Here is a 14,882-nt window from a genome sequence, read left to right on the forward strand (position 1 = left end):
CGCTGAGAGAGGGATTTTGTCATGAGCAGCTTCAATCTTTCCGAATGGGCGCTGCGCCACCGCAGCTTCATCGTCTACCTGATGATCGCGGCAGCCCTTGCCGGCCTCTACGCCTATCGCGGTCTCGGCCGCGAGGAGGACCCGCCCTTCACCATCAAGACCATGGTGGTGAAGACGATGTGGCCGGGCGCCAGCACCAGCGACACAGTCGAGCAGATCACCGACCGCGTCGAGAAGAAGCTCGAGGAGCTGCCCGATCTCGACTACGTCAAGAGCTACACCAAGCCCGGCGAATCCGTCGTCTTCGTCAACCTGAAGGATACCGTCGCCGGCGACCAGGTGCAGCCGCTCTGGTACCAGGTGCGCAAGAAGCTCAACGACATCAAGCCGACGCTGCCATCCGGCGTGCAGGGCCCGTTCTTCAACGACGAGTTCGGGGACACCTATTCGCTGATCTACGCGCTCACCTCCGACAGTCTCAGCCATCGCGAGCTGAAGGACATGGCGACCAGCCTGCGTGCCGGGCTGCTCACCGTGAAGGACGTCGCCAAGGTCGACCTGATCGGCCAGCAGGATGAGAAGATCTATCTCGAATTCTCGACGCAGAAGGTGGCGGCGCTCGGTCTCGACGTCGGCACGCTGACGCAGGCGCTGCAAGCGCAGAACGCGCTGACGCCGAGCGGCACGGTCGATGCCGGCCCAGAGCGCATTGCCATCCGCGTATCCGGCGCCTTCACCTCGGAAGAGAGCCTAAAGGCGATCAACTTCTACGCCAACGGCCATTACTTCCGGCTGGGTGACGTCGCCGAGGTCAAGCGCGCCTATTCCGACCCGCCGCAGCCGATGTTCCGCTTCAACGGCAAGCCCGCCGTCGGTATCGCTGTGTCGATGACGGCCGGCGGCGACGCGCTGGCGCTGGGCGAAAACGTCAAGGAGAAGATGCACGAGATGGAGGCCGAGCTGCCGCTTGGCGCCGAGCTTGGCATGGTCGCCGACCAGTCGCACGTGGTCGAAGAATCCGTCGGCGAGTTCACCAAGAGCCTCGGCGAAGCGATCGCCATCGTGCTTGCCGTGTCGCTCTTAGCGCTCGGCTGGCGTCCGGGTGTCGTTGTGGCCGTCGCCATCCCGCTGGTGCTGGCAATCACCTTCGTCACGATGGAGTATTTCGGCATCTCCTTGCAGCGCATCTCGCTCGGTGCGCTGATCATCGCGCTCGGCCTCCTGGTCGACGACGCCATGATTGCGGTCGAGATGATGATCGCCCGTATGGAGGAAGGCTACGACAAGATCTCGGCCGCGACCTACGCTTATACCTCGACCGCCTTTCCGATGCTGACCGGTACGGTGGTGACGATCGCCGGCTTCGTGCCGGTGGGCTTCGCCAAGAGCGGCGCGGGCGAATACTGCTTCTCGCTGTTCGCGGTCGTCGCCATCGCGCTCGTCGTGTCCTGGGTCGTGGCGGTGCTGTTCACGCCGCTGACCGGCGTCTTCCTGCTGCCCGATCGCATCAAGGGCCATGGCGGCAGCCATCAGCCATCGCGCATCGCCCGCGGCTTCCAGGCGTTGCTTGAAGCCGCGATGCGGGCGAAGTGGCTGGTGTTGTCGGCGACCGCGGGCCTGTTCGCGCTCGCGGTCGTGGCCATGGGCTTTGTCGGCCAGGAGTTCTTCCCGAAGTCGGACCGGCCCGAGGTGATGCTCGACCTCACCTTGCCCCGCACCGCTTCGATTAAGGCGACGGACGCAGTCGTTGAGCGCGTCGAAAAGCTGCTCGCTTCCGATCCCGGCATCGACCATTGGAGCTTCTATGTCGGCCAGGGCGCGGTGCGCTTCTACCTGCCGCTCGACGCGCAGCTTGCCAATGACTTCTTCGCCCAGGCCGTGGTCGTCACCAAGGGCCACGCCGTGCGCCAGGCGGTGATCGACCGGCTGGAGCGCGAGCTGTCGACCGGTTTCGACGACGTCATGGCCCGCGTCACGCCGCTGGAGCTGGGGCCGCCCGTCGGCTGGCCGCTGAAGTTCCGCGTCTCCGGTCCGGACCCGGACAAGACACGCAGCCTTGCGCAGCAGTTTGCGCAGGTGCTGGGCAGCGACGCCGCGGTGCGCAATATCAACTACGACTGGAACGAGCCGGCCAAGGTCATCAAGGTCGAGGTCGATCAGGACCGGGCGCGCGCTCTGGGCATCTCCTCGCAGCAGCTGTCGGAGACGATCAACGCGATCCTGTCCGGCTCGAAGATCACCCAGATGCGCGACCATACCTATCTCGTCGACATCGTCGCCCGCGCCGTGGATTCGGAACGCGCCAGCATCGACACGCTGCGCGGCCTGACGATCAGCGCGTCGGGCGGACGGCGCGTGCCGCTCGAGCAGGTGGCGAAGCTCAGCTACCAGACCGAGCCGCCGCTGATCTGGCGCCGTGGCCGCCTGCCGACCGTGATGGTGCAGGCCGACGTCGCGCCCGGCGAGAACGCCACCGTCGTCTCGAAGCGGCTGCAGAAGGCGATCGCTGGATTCAAGGCGGAGCTGCCGGTGCGCTACAGCGTCGAACAGGGCGGCGTGATCGAGGACAGCGCCAAGGCGCAGGCCAGCATTTTCGTGGTCTTTCCGCTGATGCTGTTCATCATGGCGACGGTGTTGATGATCCAGCTGATGAGTTTTCAGCGCCTCGTGCTGGTGCTGCTCACCGCACCGCTCGCCATCATCGGCGTTGCCGGCGCCCTGCTCCTGTCAGGTGCTCCGATGGGCTTCGTCGCCATCCTCGGCGTGATGTCACTGATCGGCATGGTGATCCGCAACTCGGTCATCCTGATCGCACAGATCGACCAGCACATTGCCGCCGGCGAAGAGCCCTGGGCCGCGGTGATCAGCGCCACCACGCATCGGCTGCGGCCGATCCTGCTTACGGCGGCGGCCGCCATCCTCGGCATGATCCCGATCGCGCCGACGGTGTTCTGGGGACCGATGGCTTACGCCGTGATGGGCGGACTGATGGTGGCGACCGTGATGACGCTGGTCTTCGTGCCGACGCTCTACGTCACCTGGTTCGGCATCAAGGCGCCGACGGCGACGGCGGCAGCAGCCGAGCCCGCCAACCAACCGCAGGCCGTAGCGGCCTGAGCTGGCAACGCAACCCGACACAGATCACGGCGCACCGCCGTGATCACTCCCAACCCCGAAAGGAACGATCATGTCCCTCTTCCACGGAAATCTGCTTGTGCGCTTCAACGCCGGCTTCCTGATGCTGGCCTCGGCCGGCGGGCTTTTCACCGATATCGCCGGCTCCTTCTTCGGGCGGGGCCCGGAAGCGATCCTGCTAGGCGATGCGCCAGGTACCGGCATCGGCTTCATCGAGGCGCACGGGCTTGCACTGATCATCGGCGTGACGCTCTGGCGCATCGCCTACTCCCGCAATTGGCACGCCTTCCTGGCTGCCGTGCATGTGCTGCTCGGAACGGCAAATCTCCTGTTCTGGCAGTTCTTCATCGCCGCCGATGTGCTCGTCGTCGGCTACGTCACAACCGCGGCGCACTTTCTGTTCGCGGTTGCTCACCTGGCGGCGCTGGCGGGCTCGGCCCGGCTTGCCGCTCAGTCCTCCCACTAGACTTCACCTCAACATCTGGAGAAACCAACATGCCCATGCAATCGCTCAAGAAATACCGCTCGGCCGCGGCCCTGCTCGCCCTCGCTATCACCGCCGTCGAGATCGTCGGCACCTCGGCGCCGACACTGTCGCTCGTCAGCGCTGCCGAGGCCCGCATCGGAGTGCCCTGGACGCCACGCAGCGCAGCCGGTGTTGCCCGCCGCACCGCCACGTGGCGCGTGCTGCGGCACACCACGGCCTGGGTCGCGACCCTGCCTGCCGGCTGCGTGCGCACCAAGGTCAACGGCTTCGACGTCTGGCGCTGCGGCGGCACCTACTACCGGCTCTATCAGGGCCGCTATATCGTGGTGGTCGTCGATTGAGGCGGCTCGGGAATAGTCACGCCGAGGGCAAGTCTGACGCCTTCGGCGAGATGCTCGGCATCGGCGCGGCTCTCGAAGGGCACCCCTCGCAGCGCATAGTCGAGCGGCGAAAACAGAGCGCCCTCCTCGATGAGGGCGATTTGCCGCCGCGCCTTCTCCATCTCGCCCATCTGGGCATAGCAGGCGGCGAGCCGCGTGCGAATCCAGGGCGCCGGGCGCGTCGCCAGCTCCAGCGCGTCGGCCGCCTGCCGGTATTCCCCCATCATGTAGAGCGCCAAGGCGCGGTCGAACTGATACCAGTGCGGATGCAAAGGATCGATGCGAATGCCGCGTGCCAGCCAGGTCAGCGCTTCCAGTGGCCGGCCGCGCATGGTCAGCAACATGCCCATCTGCTCGATGCTGTCGGCATCGTAGGGATTGAGTTGCAGCGCGATGCGCATGTGATGCTCGGCCGCCTCGTGATCACGCATATAGAGACGGATCAGCGACTGCACGCGGTGTCCTGTCGGCTGGTCCGGCGACAGCGCCAGGCCCTTGTCGGCAAGGTCGCGCGCATTTTCCAGAACCGAGTCGCTGGCGCGACCGAACTCGCCATCCAGTGCCCGCACAAGACCAAGATACGTGTAGGCGAGGCCGTAGTTCGGGTCCTTAGCGATCGCGGCCTCAAATAGGGCTTCGGCGCTGCGCTGGTCGGTCTGGGCGGGATCGCGCAGCATCGCAAAGCCGCGCAGCAGAAGCTCATAGGCGGCTAGGCTGGTGACCGGCTTGCGCGACGCCTGCTCCAGTCCGGCATTGGCGACACGCGTGACCAGCCGGCTGACGATTTGCTCGACGATCTCGCGCTCGATTGCGAAGAGGCCGTCGCCCTGTGATTGGAAGCGGTCGCCCCAGAGTTGGCTGGCGGTGGCTATGCCGACGAGGCTGACGGCAACCACGACATGCTCGCCCTGGCGGCGCAGCGACCCTTCGACCAGGTAGTCGGCGCCGATGCGGGCGCGGATCTGCGGCCACTCGGCGCGGCCGAAGGAAGCAAAGGAGAAGCTGGAGTTCCGCGCCAGCACCGTGACCGTGCCGAAGCGCGCGATGCCGTTTATCAAGTCCTCAGCGAATCCGTCGACCATCGCCTCATCGGCCGGATCGCCACTCTCGTTGCGGAAGCGCACCACGGCAACGATCGGCTGGGTGGTGATCTCGGGCGCTGCCTCAGCCTCCGCGGCCAGCATATAGCCGCGCTTAGAGACGGTGCGAACCATGTCGTCGCCCAGCACCTTGCGGATTTCGCGCACAGACTGGGTGAGCGAATCCTCGGTGACATAAACGTCGGGCCAGACGACATCCATCAATTCCGACTTCGGCACGACGCGACCCATGTTGCGGGCGAGATGCGAAAGCAGCGCATATGCTTTCGGGCGCAGGAACAGCGGCTCGTTCACGCCGCGCAGCGTGCCCATGGCGAGATCGAGCGTGAAACCGCCAAACCGGAACACCTGATCGGCCGTCGCCGTCGTCATCGGGACACCTTCCCGCCTATCCGCATTGCCGCTTCGATCCCACCTCGCAGCGGCATGCCCGGCGCTCATTATTGCCCAGTGCGCAATTTCGATCAAACTGGCTGTCGGCGCCGCCGCTACAGTAGCGCGCCAAATGCGAGGAGCCGACGCGCCGGAATTCGAACGCTACGGCTCGAATCGATGGACATACTGGCAATGGCGGGTTGGAGATCCGGGTGCCGATCAACAATTGAGACGACTCTCCCTTCTCCCGATGCTGCGGGAGAAGGGAGAACTACAGCTCCAAATCCCAGGTCTGGCCGACGAGATCCTTGCCGAAGGAATGATGGCGCTCCTCGTCGACCAGCTGGAAACCCGCAGCCTGGTAGATGCGGCGAGCCGAGCCCAGAATGTCGTTGGTCCAAAGCGTCAGCGTCTTGTAGCCCTTGGCGCGGGCAAAGGCGATGCATTCGTCGACCAGCCGCCGGCCGATGCCCAGTCCGCGCGCCGACGGCTCGACATAGAGCAGCCTCAGCTTCGCCACCTCGGACGACTTGCGCACGACGAAGACCGAGCCGACCACCTCGCCTTCGCGCTCGGCGATCCAGGCGCGCTCCCACTTTGGATCGAATTTCTTGACGAACTCAGCGAGGATCTCGGCGACCAGCGCCTCATAGGTTCCGTCCCAGCCATACTCCTCGGTGTAGAGCATGCCCTGACGGCGCGTGATCCAGCCGATGTCGCCGACCTGGAGCGGCCGCAGGATGTAAGGCACCTTGGGTTCGGGCCTTTCCCCGAGCAGGTCCTGGACGGTGCGCATGGCGTTGACCAGCCGCTCCTGGTCGACCGGCGGCAAGCGGTCGAGCAGCGCGCGCACCTGGTCATGCGAATCCTGGTTGAGCGGCGCGAAAGCCTGCCTGCCCGCCGGCGTCAGCGCGATCGATGATCGGCGCGCGTCCGCCTCGCTGGCTTCGCGCTCGACCAGGCCACGCTCCTCGAATTTCTTCAAGAGGCGGCTGACATAGCCCGGGTCGAGGCCGAGGTCGCGCACCAGATCGCTGGCGACCAGCCCGTCGCGATGAGCAAGTTCATAGAGCACCCGCGCCTCGGTCAGCGAGAACGGGCTCTTCAGGAGGCCCTCGTCGAGCAGGCCGATCTGGCGGGTGTAGAAGCGATTGAAGGCGCGCACCGTATCGATGCGCTCCTTGCCGGGGTGGTCGTGGATGGTCATGGGAAGTCCTCCTGCTCTCGACAGGATCAACCATTTAGTTGACTGAGTCAATAACTTGGCTGCAGCGGGATGCCTCACAACTTTGTCATTCCAGGGTGGAGAAAGGTGCGAAGCGACGCGTGCAAACCATAAATGACGAGAGCGCGGGGGGCGGCCTCGCCGCGAGGCGCTGAAACGCCTCACCCCGTCGGCAGCACCGGCCAGAACTCGCCGATCCGCCCGCCGGCAAAAACCGCGATCGCCCCGAAATGCTGCAGCACCGCCTCGCTCTGCGTCGGCCGCAGGAAGGAGTAGTCGCCGGGCTTCACATCGGCGCCTGCCGGCAGGCCCATGAACTGCTGATTGGACGATAACCCGATCAGGCCGTTCGGCTTCATGCCTTCAGGGAACACCGGTTCGGCCATCCACTTGCCGCCATAGAGATAGCAGCCCTTCTTCGGGAAGAGGCCGAGCGCCTGCAGCGCCCTGGAAACCGACGGCGGACCGGGCAGCATCGGGTCGAGGGCCTTGAGGATCGGCGTCGCGACGAAGGCCGCCGGCTGGAGGCCGTCAAGGCCAGGGGTGTCGAAGTCGCTCGGCAGCACGAAGGCCGAGCCGATCGACACTTCGTTGGCGACGCCGCCGCCGTGCAGCAGCGCGGTCTTCGAGCCGCCGATATTCATGATGCGGCGCCGGTCCGGATCGAGGGTGGCGGCGAACTCCGCCGCCTTTGCCGAAGCCTGCTTCAGAGCCCTGGCCGCGCCGCCGAAGAGGCCCGGTATCTCCGGCGCATGCGCTTCATAGGCCATGATGCCTTCGCAATGCAGGCGCTCCGGCACCGTCAGCGCCTTGATCTCGGCGGGACTTGAAAAACCGCCGCGATGCAGGCCGACATCGACCTCGAAGGCGAAGCGCAATTCGGTGTCGAGCGCGGCGGCCAAGGCGCCGTAGTCAGCCAGCCGCTCCGGCGTGTCAATCAGCCAGCAGACGCGTGACCACCAGCCGGCGCCACCTCCTGTCAGCGCGGCCCTGGCAGCGCCGACCGGCATCGGCTTGCCGTAGAGCAGATCGCCCTCGGGAAAGCCGTCGAGGACGGCCTGCGTCACCGGCGGATGGAAGGTCATGAAGCGGTTGGTTTCGAGGGCTCGCGCGATATGCGACAGCAGCGGCATGCAAGGCAGCGACTTGTCGACCAGCCGAACGGCAAGGCCGGGCGCCAGCCGCTCCTTCACCAGCGCGATGTTGCCGTCCAGCCGGTCGCGGTCGAGCACCAGGCAGGGCCGGAAGATCTCGGCTGCCTTCAACGCCTCGGACAGGGCAGCGAAATAGGCGCTCATCATTCGATGCCGAACAGGCCGGCCATATAGGGCGACACGAAACGGTTGTCGGCATCGATGTCGCGGCGCACGGCAAGCGCGTCGTCCCAACGCGGATAAAGCTTCTTGAAATCCGCAGCCTTCAGGCTGTGCATCTTGCCCCAATGCGGCCTGCCGCCATATTTGCGGAAGATGGGCTCGGCGGCGCGCATGAAGGGCAGCGGGTCATTCGCCGCGTCATGGTGGATGGCGATCGAGCAGGTCAGTCGCTTGTGGAAGGGCGAAAGCCAGAATTCGTCCGGCGCCACCGAACGCACCTCCATCGGGAAATAGACTTCCGAAAAGTGCTTCTCCGTCAGCGCGATGATCTCGGCCAACGCCTTGGGGCCTTCCTCGAATGGCAGGTGGTATTCCATCTCGTTGAATTTGGTTCGACGGTCGCTGACATAGACGTTGAGCCAGTCTTGCACATAATCCTCGGAGGGCACCTTCTTCACCGCGCCCTTGATCAGCGCGCGGCGCAGCGATGGCAGCCGGCGCAGCACGGTGCGCAGCTTGCGCAATGTCGCCAGGCCCCGCTCGTCGTCCTCGGTCGGCCGCTGCGTCGGCTGGGCATCGCTCAGGTCGCTGGCAATGAACTGCGCATAGCCGGAAAACGGGATGTAGTAGAATTCGGCCGAACGATGCGCGGCCATCATCTTTTCGAAATCGCGCAGCATGTCGCCAATCGGCAGCACCCATTTGCGGCGTCGCAGGCGGTAGGCCGCGATGTTGTTCATCGTCACTTCGGTGAGGATGCCGAAGGCGCCAAGCGCGACACCGGTGGCGTGGATCATGTCCGGGTCGTCGGCCCGGCTGTATTCGCGCAGCTTGCCCCGCCCATCGACGAGCTGCACCGCCTCGACCTGCGTGTGATAGGCGCCCAGTGTCGGGCCGGAGCCATGCGTTGCCGTGCCCAGCGCGCCGCCGATCGCCTGCTTGTCGATGTCGCCCATGTTGGGCAGGCCCTGGCCGATGCCTTGCAGGATGTGCATCAGGGCGCCGAGCCGCGTGCCCGCCCCCACCCGCGCCCTGTCGGCCGCCGGTTCGTGCGAGACCAGCCCTTCGATCTTCTCAAGCGAGACGATGGTGCCGTCGGATTGCACCAGCGGCGTGAAGGAGTGGCCGGCGCCGGCGACGCGCAGCGGACCGGGCGCCGAGCGCACCAGCTCGGCCAGCTCGCCGGCGTCGGCCGGCGTCGCGATCGATTTCGGGGAAGCCGTGACGAAACCAGACCAGTTGCTCCAGGCGTTTGCCATTTTTGACTCTCCCCGCTCAGGCCCGACCGTGCCGCCGGGCGACCAGCACGAAGACGCCGAGCAGCAGCACGCTGGCCAAAGCAGTCGCCGCGGCGAATTCGGGCACCGGGCGGAAATTCCCGGCATCGATCAAAAGCGAGGCGGCGATCGGGCCGATGGCGAGACCGAAGAGCTGCGCGGCCGGAACCAGAAGCACTGCCGTTCGCGTCTCGTCGGCGGTGATTGCCATGCGGATCTGATAGGGCACGATAAAGAGCAGGATGAAGCCCATCACCAGCGCAACCGCCCAGAAGACCGAAAGACCCGGGCCGGACGCAAGCAGGACAGAGCTGATCGCCGCGACGATCCCGATGATCGTGATGGCAAAACGATAGTCGATGCGCGCTTCGAAGACCGTCGCGGTCATGGCGCCGATCACCTGCGCGGCGAGGCTTGCCGACACCATCAGGCCGACGGTGCGGCCGTCGATGCCGAACTGCGCGCCGATGGGCTCCAGAAAAGCCCAGACGGCGCCGAAGAACATGAAATAGCAGAAGATCGAGAGCAGCGCGGTGATCGCCGGCACTGTCGCCACATTGCCGAACTGCTCTTCCTTGGGCAGATCGGCATAATCGTCCGGCACGATCCAGGCGACGACCAGTGACAAGAGGCAGACGATGCCGAGCACGATGAAGCCGCCGGCCGAGCCGGCGGCAGGCACGGCATAGAGCGCCAGGATCAGCGCCAGCGCGCATTGCGCCAAAGTCTGCAGCGTGACGAAATAGCCGCCGATGCGCTCTGCCCGGCGCGAGCGGGCGATCAATTCGGTGGCGACAGCGACCAGCCCGCCCTCCGCAACGCCAGCCAGTATGCGCGCGCCGATCAGCCCATTGGGGCTGCCGGCATAAGCGGTCCAGAAATTGGCGAGCGCGAGCAGGACGAGCAGCGCCGCGCTCTTCCAGCGCATGTTCCTGGCAGGCAGCAACATGGCCACGATCGCCGACCCGATGCCTATCGCGATCATCTCGGCGGTGGCGACCAGCGCCAGCTCGTCGCCGGTGACGTGGCCTTCGGTATAGAGGGCGCCGAGCAGAACCGGCTGCAGCCCAAGGATGAGCAGGCCGACCGAGCCGATCCACAGCGCCGAGGCAAGCTGCGATCCCGTCGGATTGCCGACAAGCCAATCGCCCTCTTCCGCTTGCGCGGCTTGCGATGCAGTCACGAGATGCCTCCCTTGCAGCCCGGTCGAAAAACTGACAAGTTGTCAGCATTTAATGAAACTGATACTTGATCATGTTTCTTGTCAACCGCGAATTCGCACTTTTCCGGGAAAGATGCGGGCCATGACGGATGCAAAGCGAACGGCGACGGAACCCAGGCGCAGGCCGAAGCAGGAGCGCAGCCGCGAGCGCATCGACGCGATCCTCGCCACGACCATGCGGCTGATCGGCGAAAAGGGCATCGACGCGGTGACGATGAAGGAGGTGGGCGCGCTGGCCGGCGGGCCGATAGCGACCGTCTATCACTACTTTCCGTCGAAGTCGGCGATCCTGGCGATGCTCTACGATCGGTTTGCCGAGGAAAGCCGGGCGCGCTTCGGCGCGATCATCGCCGGGATAAACGGGTTGAGCGATGTAACGGCGGCGGCCGATCGCATGCTCGACGACTATTATACCCGTGTCGCGGCTGACCCGGCGATCCAGGATCTGCAGAACGCCATCCAGGCCGACAAGGCGCTGCAGCATCTCGACATTGCCGAGACGAGACACCAGGCGAAGATATTCTGCGACCATGTCGCGCCCATGCTTCAAGCGGATCAGCGCGAGGCGTTCGGGCGGGTCGTGTTCCTGATCTTCCAGCTTGCCGGCGGCGTCGTGCGGCTGGCGCTGACGCAGGACGAGGCAGAAGGCCGACGCACGATCGACGACTATCGCTCGATCATCCACACGCAGTTGCGGCTGTTTTTGTAGCCGTCGCCATACTCGGGGGCGCCGTCCCCTCGCCGCACTTGCCTGCCTCAGGCCTCCTCCAGCTTCGGCCCCAGAATCTCCACCAGCCAATCGACAAACACCCTCACCCGAGGCGAAAGCTGGCGGCTGGGCGGATAGAGCACCGAGATCGGCGTCGGCGTCGGGGGATTGTCGGGAAGCACCTCGACCAGCCGGCCGGCCTCGATGTCGTCGGCGTAGCGGAGTTTTGGCGCCTGGAACAGCCCGAAGCCTAGCCGGACCAGCGCGGCACTTGTGTCTGAATTGGCGACTGTGACTCGCGACGGCAGGACCACTTCACGAACCTTGCCGTCGGCGATGAATTCCAGCGGCATCACTTGCCTCGTGCGCGACGACACGAAACCGATCATCATATGGCCGGCAAGATCGTCCAACGTGCGCGGCACACCGTGGCGTTCGAGATAGGCGGGACTCGCGACGGTAATCTCGCGCGCGATGCCGAGACGCCGCACGATCATGTCGCTGTCGGGAAGTACGCCCGCCCGGATCACGCAGTCGACGCCTTCACGCACCAGATCGACGAGGCGGTCCCCCTCGCCGATATGCACCGACAGGCCCGGATATCTGGCAAGCAGTGCCGGCAGTTCCGGCAAGAGGAACGTGCGCGCCATGTGGCCATTGACGTCGACGCTGAGGCGCCCGCGCACGTCATGGGCGCCGAAGCCGCCTTCGGCGTCTTCGATGTCGGCGAGGATGCCAATACAGCGCTGGTAATAGGCCTCGCCATCGGGCGTCGGGGTGACATGGCGCGTGGTGCGGCGGAACAATTGCACACCAAGCCGCTTCTCCAGCTGCTTGATTGCGGCGGTTGCGCTGGAGCGCGGGAGGCCGAGATCGGCGGCTGCCGCGGTGAAACTGCGCCGCTCCACGACGCGGGTGAAGAGTCGCATGGTGTCAAAACGATCCATGGCAGATTGTTCGCACAGGCTGAATAGTGTTGGCAATCCATGCCCGATTATATCGCCTGCATGGGCGAGTATATGCATCTCCATCCGAAGAGAAGGAGATTTCGCCATGACCACCCGTCCCATTGCCCTCATCACCGGCGCCAGCCGCGGTCTCGGCCGCAACACAGCGCTGAACCTCGCCCGCAAAGGCGTCGACATCGTCCTCACCTATCGCTCGCGCGCCGATGAGGCGAAGGCGGCCGTCGCCGAGATCGAAGCGGCCGGCGGCCGGGCCGCGGCCCTGGAGCTCGACACCGGCGCCGTCGCCAGCTTCCCGGCTTTCGTCGAGACATTAAAGAAGACGCTGCGCGAGACCTGGCAGCGCGATCGCTTCAATTATCTCGTCAACAATGCCGGTACCGGGCTGCGCAAGCCGATCGCCGACACGACGCAAGAGGAATTCGACATGCTGATGAACATCCATCTCAAGGGCGTGTTCTTCCTCACCCAGGCGCTGCTGCCGCTGATCAACGACAGCGGCCGCATCATCAACGTGTCGAGCGGGCTGGCGCGCTTCTCGGTGCCGGGCTCGTCCGCCTATGCGATGATGAAAGGCGGCGTCGAGGTGTTCACCCGCTACCTCGCCAAGGAGCTTGCCGGACGCCGCATCACCGCCAACACCGTGGCGCCTGGCGCGATCGCGACCGACTTCAACGGCGGCCATGTGCGCGACGACGCCGAGATCAACCGCGTCGTGGCCGGGATGACCGCGCTGGGCCGCGCCGGCGTCGCCGACGATGTCGGGCCGATGATCGCCTCGCTGCTCTCCGACGACAATCGCTGGGTCAACGCCCAGCGGATCGAAGTATCGGGCGGCATGAATATCTGAGGTTCGCCTAAGTTACCTGGCGGATCAGTCCTTCGAAGCCGTCGGCGAGATTTGAATTGCCGGCGGCGAGGAAGGCGGACAGGTTGCGGACGCGGCCGGGCGTCTTGTTGGCGTCAAGCAGAAGGGCCTTGCCTTCATGCATGACGAAATCGAATTTGCCGTAGTCGAAGCCGAGATCGCGCCGTAGCGCGCGAAGCTCGTCGGGAACCGGAACCGGCTCTCGTCGGATCGTATCTTCGCCTTTGACCAGGTTCTGCGGCGAGACATGCCGGGTACAACGCTCGCGTTCTCCGCAAAACAGCCAGAAGCGGGCGCCAAAGCCGTCAGGCTCGGGCTCGGGAACAAACTTTTCCACCACGAGATCCTTGCGGTCGAACACCGCCGGGGGAACTTCCGCAAGCGAGCCGTGGATGCGGTAGCGATCGAGCAGCCTGGCATCGGGAAACGGCTCCGGCCTGCCGGCGCGCCGCGATCGCCGATTGAGCGTCTGCTCCCGCGTTCCCAGATTGTTGAGGCTGCTCTTGACGATGACTGGGCCTCGCCAGCTGTGATCCCTGTCGATCACCGCGCCGCTGACGCGACGCTTCGAGATATCGGCGGCGCCGATGTTGAGGCAGAAGGGATAAGTGCGCGCGTATTCGACATATTCGGGTGGCGTCACGGTCGCGTCGACATGGAGTATCGCGATATCCGCCTCTGGCCTGGCCGACGTGCCCGCAACAATGCGAACGGAATGTCCCCGGCGCTTCAACTCCTCCAGGAGATCGAAGAGCATGTAGGGGCTGTCGCGGCGCAGCAACGGCCCGCGACGGCGTTCAAACACGTCAAACTCATGCGTGATAACCGCAATACGTGCCATCCGCCCCCCGGCTTGGTTTCTTAAGCGTCCTCGATTATGCGTTCTAACACAATCGTACGGGCGGGTTTGTGATGACAGAGCATTGGAATGCAATTCGCAGGCATTGGCAGTTGCTGGGGTCGCCGCTCAGGCCGCCGCCGGAAGTCGTCGAGGCCTATAACCGCGAACTCGACCTCGCTCGATCGCACGTCGTGATGTTCGGCGTGACGCCGGAGCTCGCCGGGCTTGGCGCCAGGATGACGGCGGTCGACGAGTCGGCCGACATGATCGCCGGCATCTGGCCGGGCGATACCGAAAGGCGCAAGGCGGTACGCGGCGACTGGTTCGATCCGCCGATGTCTGACGCAAGCGTCGATGCGCTGATCGGCGACGGATGCCTCACTGTCATCGGCGGGGCGGATGCGAGGCAAGCGCTGTTTTCAGCCATCGCGCGCGTTCTGAAAGCAGACGGGCGCGCCGGCATCAGGCTGTACGCTTCCCCCGAGACACGCGACGATCCGCGGGATGTCCGCGCCCTCGCGTTGGCCGGCGGCGTCTCGACCTTTCACGACCTCAAATGGCGGGTGGCCATGACCGCGGTCGCCGGCGCGCCGGACTACGTCATACCGGTGACGGGAATTCTCGAGCAATTCGAAGCGATGTTTCCCGACCGCGACGAACTTTCGACACGCACGGGATGGGAGTTGCCGGTGATCGGCACCGTCGACGTCTACCGTAACTCATCCGTCATCTACAATTTTGCGCCGGTAAGCGCGCTTGTCGAGGAAGCCAAGGTATTTTTCGACGACGTCGACGTTGCCTCGACCGGCACATACGGGCTCGCCGAACGCTGCCCGCTGCTGGTGCTGCGAGCGCCGAAGCGCCGGGACTGACGGGTGGGATTGCTCGTCGGTGTCCCGCGACAGCAGGCGCTTTTCATGGTGACGTTTCGCCTGAGAAAAATTTCGCGCCGCTTGCCCCTTTCGCGCGCCTTGACTCTGGC

At 65.1% G+C, this 14,882-nt stretch carries 13 protein-coding genes; 6 read left to right on the plus strand and 7 right to left on the minus strand.

The genetic code is table 11. The features are described from left to right. Window positions 1-21: 21 nt before the first annotated feature. The 3 genes from EJ072_RS34170 (at window position 22) to EJ072_RS34180 (ending at window position 3,963) form a co-directional block, all read left to right on the plus strand. Window positions 22-3,117 carry an efflux RND transporter permease subunit gene (locus EJ072_RS34170; RefSeq protein WP_126083186.1) on the plus strand — a complete coding sequence of 1,032 codons (3,096 nt, stop codon included), beginning with the start codon at window positions 22-24 and terminating at the stop codon, window positions 3,115-3,117. Between the two features lie 70 nt (window positions 3,118-3,187). After that, window positions 3,188-3,601 (plus strand): hypothetical protein, encoded by a 414-nt coding sequence (locus tag EJ072_RS34175; protein ID WP_189342029.1) that lies wholly within the window; start codon window positions 3,188-3,190, stop codon window positions 3,599-3,601. 29 nt (window positions 3,602-3,630) lie between these two features. Next, the gene (locus tag EJ072_RS34180; RefSeq protein WP_245467101.1) at window positions 3,631-3,963 is read left to right on the plus strand and encodes a hypothetical protein; all 333 of its coding nucleotides are present in this window, start codon (window positions 3,631-3,633) and stop codon (window positions 3,961-3,963) included. On the opposite strand, the gene EJ072_RS34185 is transcribed toward EJ072_RS34180, so the two are convergent. From EJ072_RS34185 to EJ072_RS34205, 5 genes are all read right to left on the minus strand, one after another. Continuing rightward, the gene (locus EJ072_RS34185; protein ID WP_126083187.1) at window positions 3,939-5,474 is read right to left on the minus strand and encodes a winged helix-turn-helix domain-containing protein; all 1,536 of its coding nucleotides are present in this window, start codon (window positions 5,472-5,474) and stop codon (window positions 3,939-3,941) included. The genes EJ072_RS34180 and EJ072_RS34185 overlap by 25 nt on opposite strands. Before the next feature lie 274 nt (window positions 5,475-5,748). Continuing rightward, entirely contained in the window at window positions 5,749-6,684 is a 936-nt protein-coding gene (locus EJ072_RS34190) for a bifunctional helix-turn-helix transcriptional regulator/GNAT family N-acetyltransferase (protein ID WP_126083188.1), read from the minus strand. Window positions 6,685-6,863: 179 nt separating this feature from the next. Next, entirely contained in the window at window positions 6,864-8,000 is a 1,137-nt protein-coding gene (locus tag EJ072_RS34195; RefSeq protein ID WP_189343163.1) for an alanine racemase, read from the minus strand. After that, on the minus strand, window positions 8,000-9,277 hold the full coding sequence (locus EJ072_RS34200; RefSeq protein WP_126083190.1) for a D-arabinono-1,4-lactone oxidase: 1,278 nt from the start codon (window positions 9,275-9,277) through the stop codon (window positions 8,000-8,002). The genes EJ072_RS34195 and EJ072_RS34200 overlap by 1 nt, the downstream gene beginning before the upstream one ends. 16 nt (window positions 9,278-9,293) lie before the next feature. Then, complete coding sequence (locus EJ072_RS34205) at window positions 9,294-10,478, minus strand: MFS transporter (protein WP_126083191.1); 1,185 nt, start codon at window positions 10,476-10,478, stop codon at window positions 9,294-9,296. 121 nt (window positions 10,479-10,599) lie between these two features. Between EJ072_RS34205 and EJ072_RS34210 the strand changes: the two genes are divergently transcribed. Then, window positions 10,600-11,226: a TetR/AcrR family transcriptional regulator gene (locus EJ072_RS34210; RefSeq protein ID WP_126083192.1), complete on the plus strand. Its 627-nt coding sequence runs from the start codon at window positions 10,600-10,602 to the stop codon at window positions 11,224-11,226. 47 nt (window positions 11,227-11,273) lie between these two features. Here EJ072_RS34210 and EJ072_RS34215 read toward each other — a convergent pair whose 3' ends face one another. Further along, window positions 11,274-12,173, minus strand: a complete 900-nt coding sequence (locus tag EJ072_RS34215; protein ID WP_126083193.1) for a LysR family transcriptional regulator — start codon at window positions 12,171-12,173, stop codon at window positions 11,274-11,276. Between the two features lie 106 nt (window positions 12,174-12,279). Here EJ072_RS34215 and EJ072_RS34220 point away from each other — a divergent pair, with 106 nt between their 5' ends. Continuing rightward, a complete protein-coding gene (locus tag EJ072_RS34220; RefSeq protein WP_126083194.1) occupies window positions 12,280-13,041 on the plus strand; it encodes an SDR family oxidoreductase in 762 nt (253 codons plus the stop codon). A 7-nt stretch (window positions 13,042-13,048) separates the two neighbouring features. Here the strand turns inward: EJ072_RS34220 and EJ072_RS34225 are convergent, their stop codons facing one another. Further along, window positions 13,049-13,864 (minus strand): hypothetical protein, encoded by an 816-nt coding sequence (locus EJ072_RS34225; protein WP_245467102.1) that lies wholly within the window; start codon window positions 13,862-13,864, stop codon window positions 13,049-13,051. Window positions 13,865-13,971: 107 nt separating this feature from the next. Here EJ072_RS34225 and EJ072_RS34230 point away from each other — a divergent pair, with 107 nt between their 5' ends. Further along, window positions 13,972-14,772 carry a class I SAM-dependent methyltransferase gene (locus tag EJ072_RS34230; RefSeq protein WP_126083196.1) on the plus strand — a complete coding sequence of 267 codons (801 nt, stop codon included), beginning with the start codon at window positions 13,972-13,974 and terminating at the stop codon, window positions 14,770-14,772. Window positions 14,773-14,882 lie beyond the last annotated feature (110 nt).

Source organism: Mesorhizobium sp. M2A.F.Ca.ET.046.03.2.1 (assembly GCF_003952425.1).
Taxonomy (GTDB): domain Bacteria; phylum Pseudomonadota; class Alphaproteobacteria; order Rhizobiales; family Rhizobiaceae; genus Mesorhizobium.

Coding starts and splice junctions, on each gene's coding strand:
- EJ072_RS34195 (WP_189343163.1), bottom strand. CDS start 8,000: ATGAGCGCCTATTTCGCTGCCCTGTCCGAGGCGTTGAAGGCAGCCGAG.
- EJ072_RS34190 (WP_126083188.1), bottom strand. CDS start 6,684: ATGACCATCCACGACCACCCCGGCAAGGAGCGCATCGATACGGTGCGC.
- EJ072_RS34180 (WP_245467101.1), top strand. CDS start 3,631: ATGCCCATGCAATCGCTCAAGAAATACCGCTCGGCCGCGGCCCTGCTC.
- EJ072_RS34170 (WP_126083186.1), top strand. CDS start 22: ATGAGCAGCTTCAATCTTTCCGAATGGGCGCTGCGCCACCGCAGCTTC.
- EJ072_RS34215 (WP_126083193.1), bottom strand. CDS start 12,173: ATGGATCGTTTTGACACCATGCGACTCTTCACCCGCGTCGTGGAGCGG.
- EJ072_RS34185 (WP_126083187.1), bottom strand. CDS start 5,474: ATGACGACGGCGACGGCCGATCAGGTGTTCCGGTTTGGCGGTTTCACG.
- EJ072_RS34210 (WP_126083192.1), top strand. CDS start 10,600: ATGACGGATGCAAAGCGAACGGCGACGGAACCCAGGCGCAGGCCGAAG.
- EJ072_RS34220 (WP_126083194.1), top strand. CDS start 12,280: ATGACCACCCGTCCCATTGCCCTCATCACCGGCGCCAGCCGCGGTCTC.
- EJ072_RS34230 (WP_126083196.1), top strand. CDS start 13,972: ATGACAGAGCATTGGAATGCAATTCGCAGGCATTGGCAGTTGCTGGGG.
- EJ072_RS34175 (WP_189342029.1), top strand. CDS start 3,188: ATGTCCCTCTTCCACGGAAATCTGCTTGTGCGCTTCAACGCCGGCTTC.
- EJ072_RS34200 (WP_126083190.1), bottom strand. CDS start 9,277: ATGGCAAACGCCTGGAGCAACTGGTCTGGTTTCGTCACGGCTTCCCCG.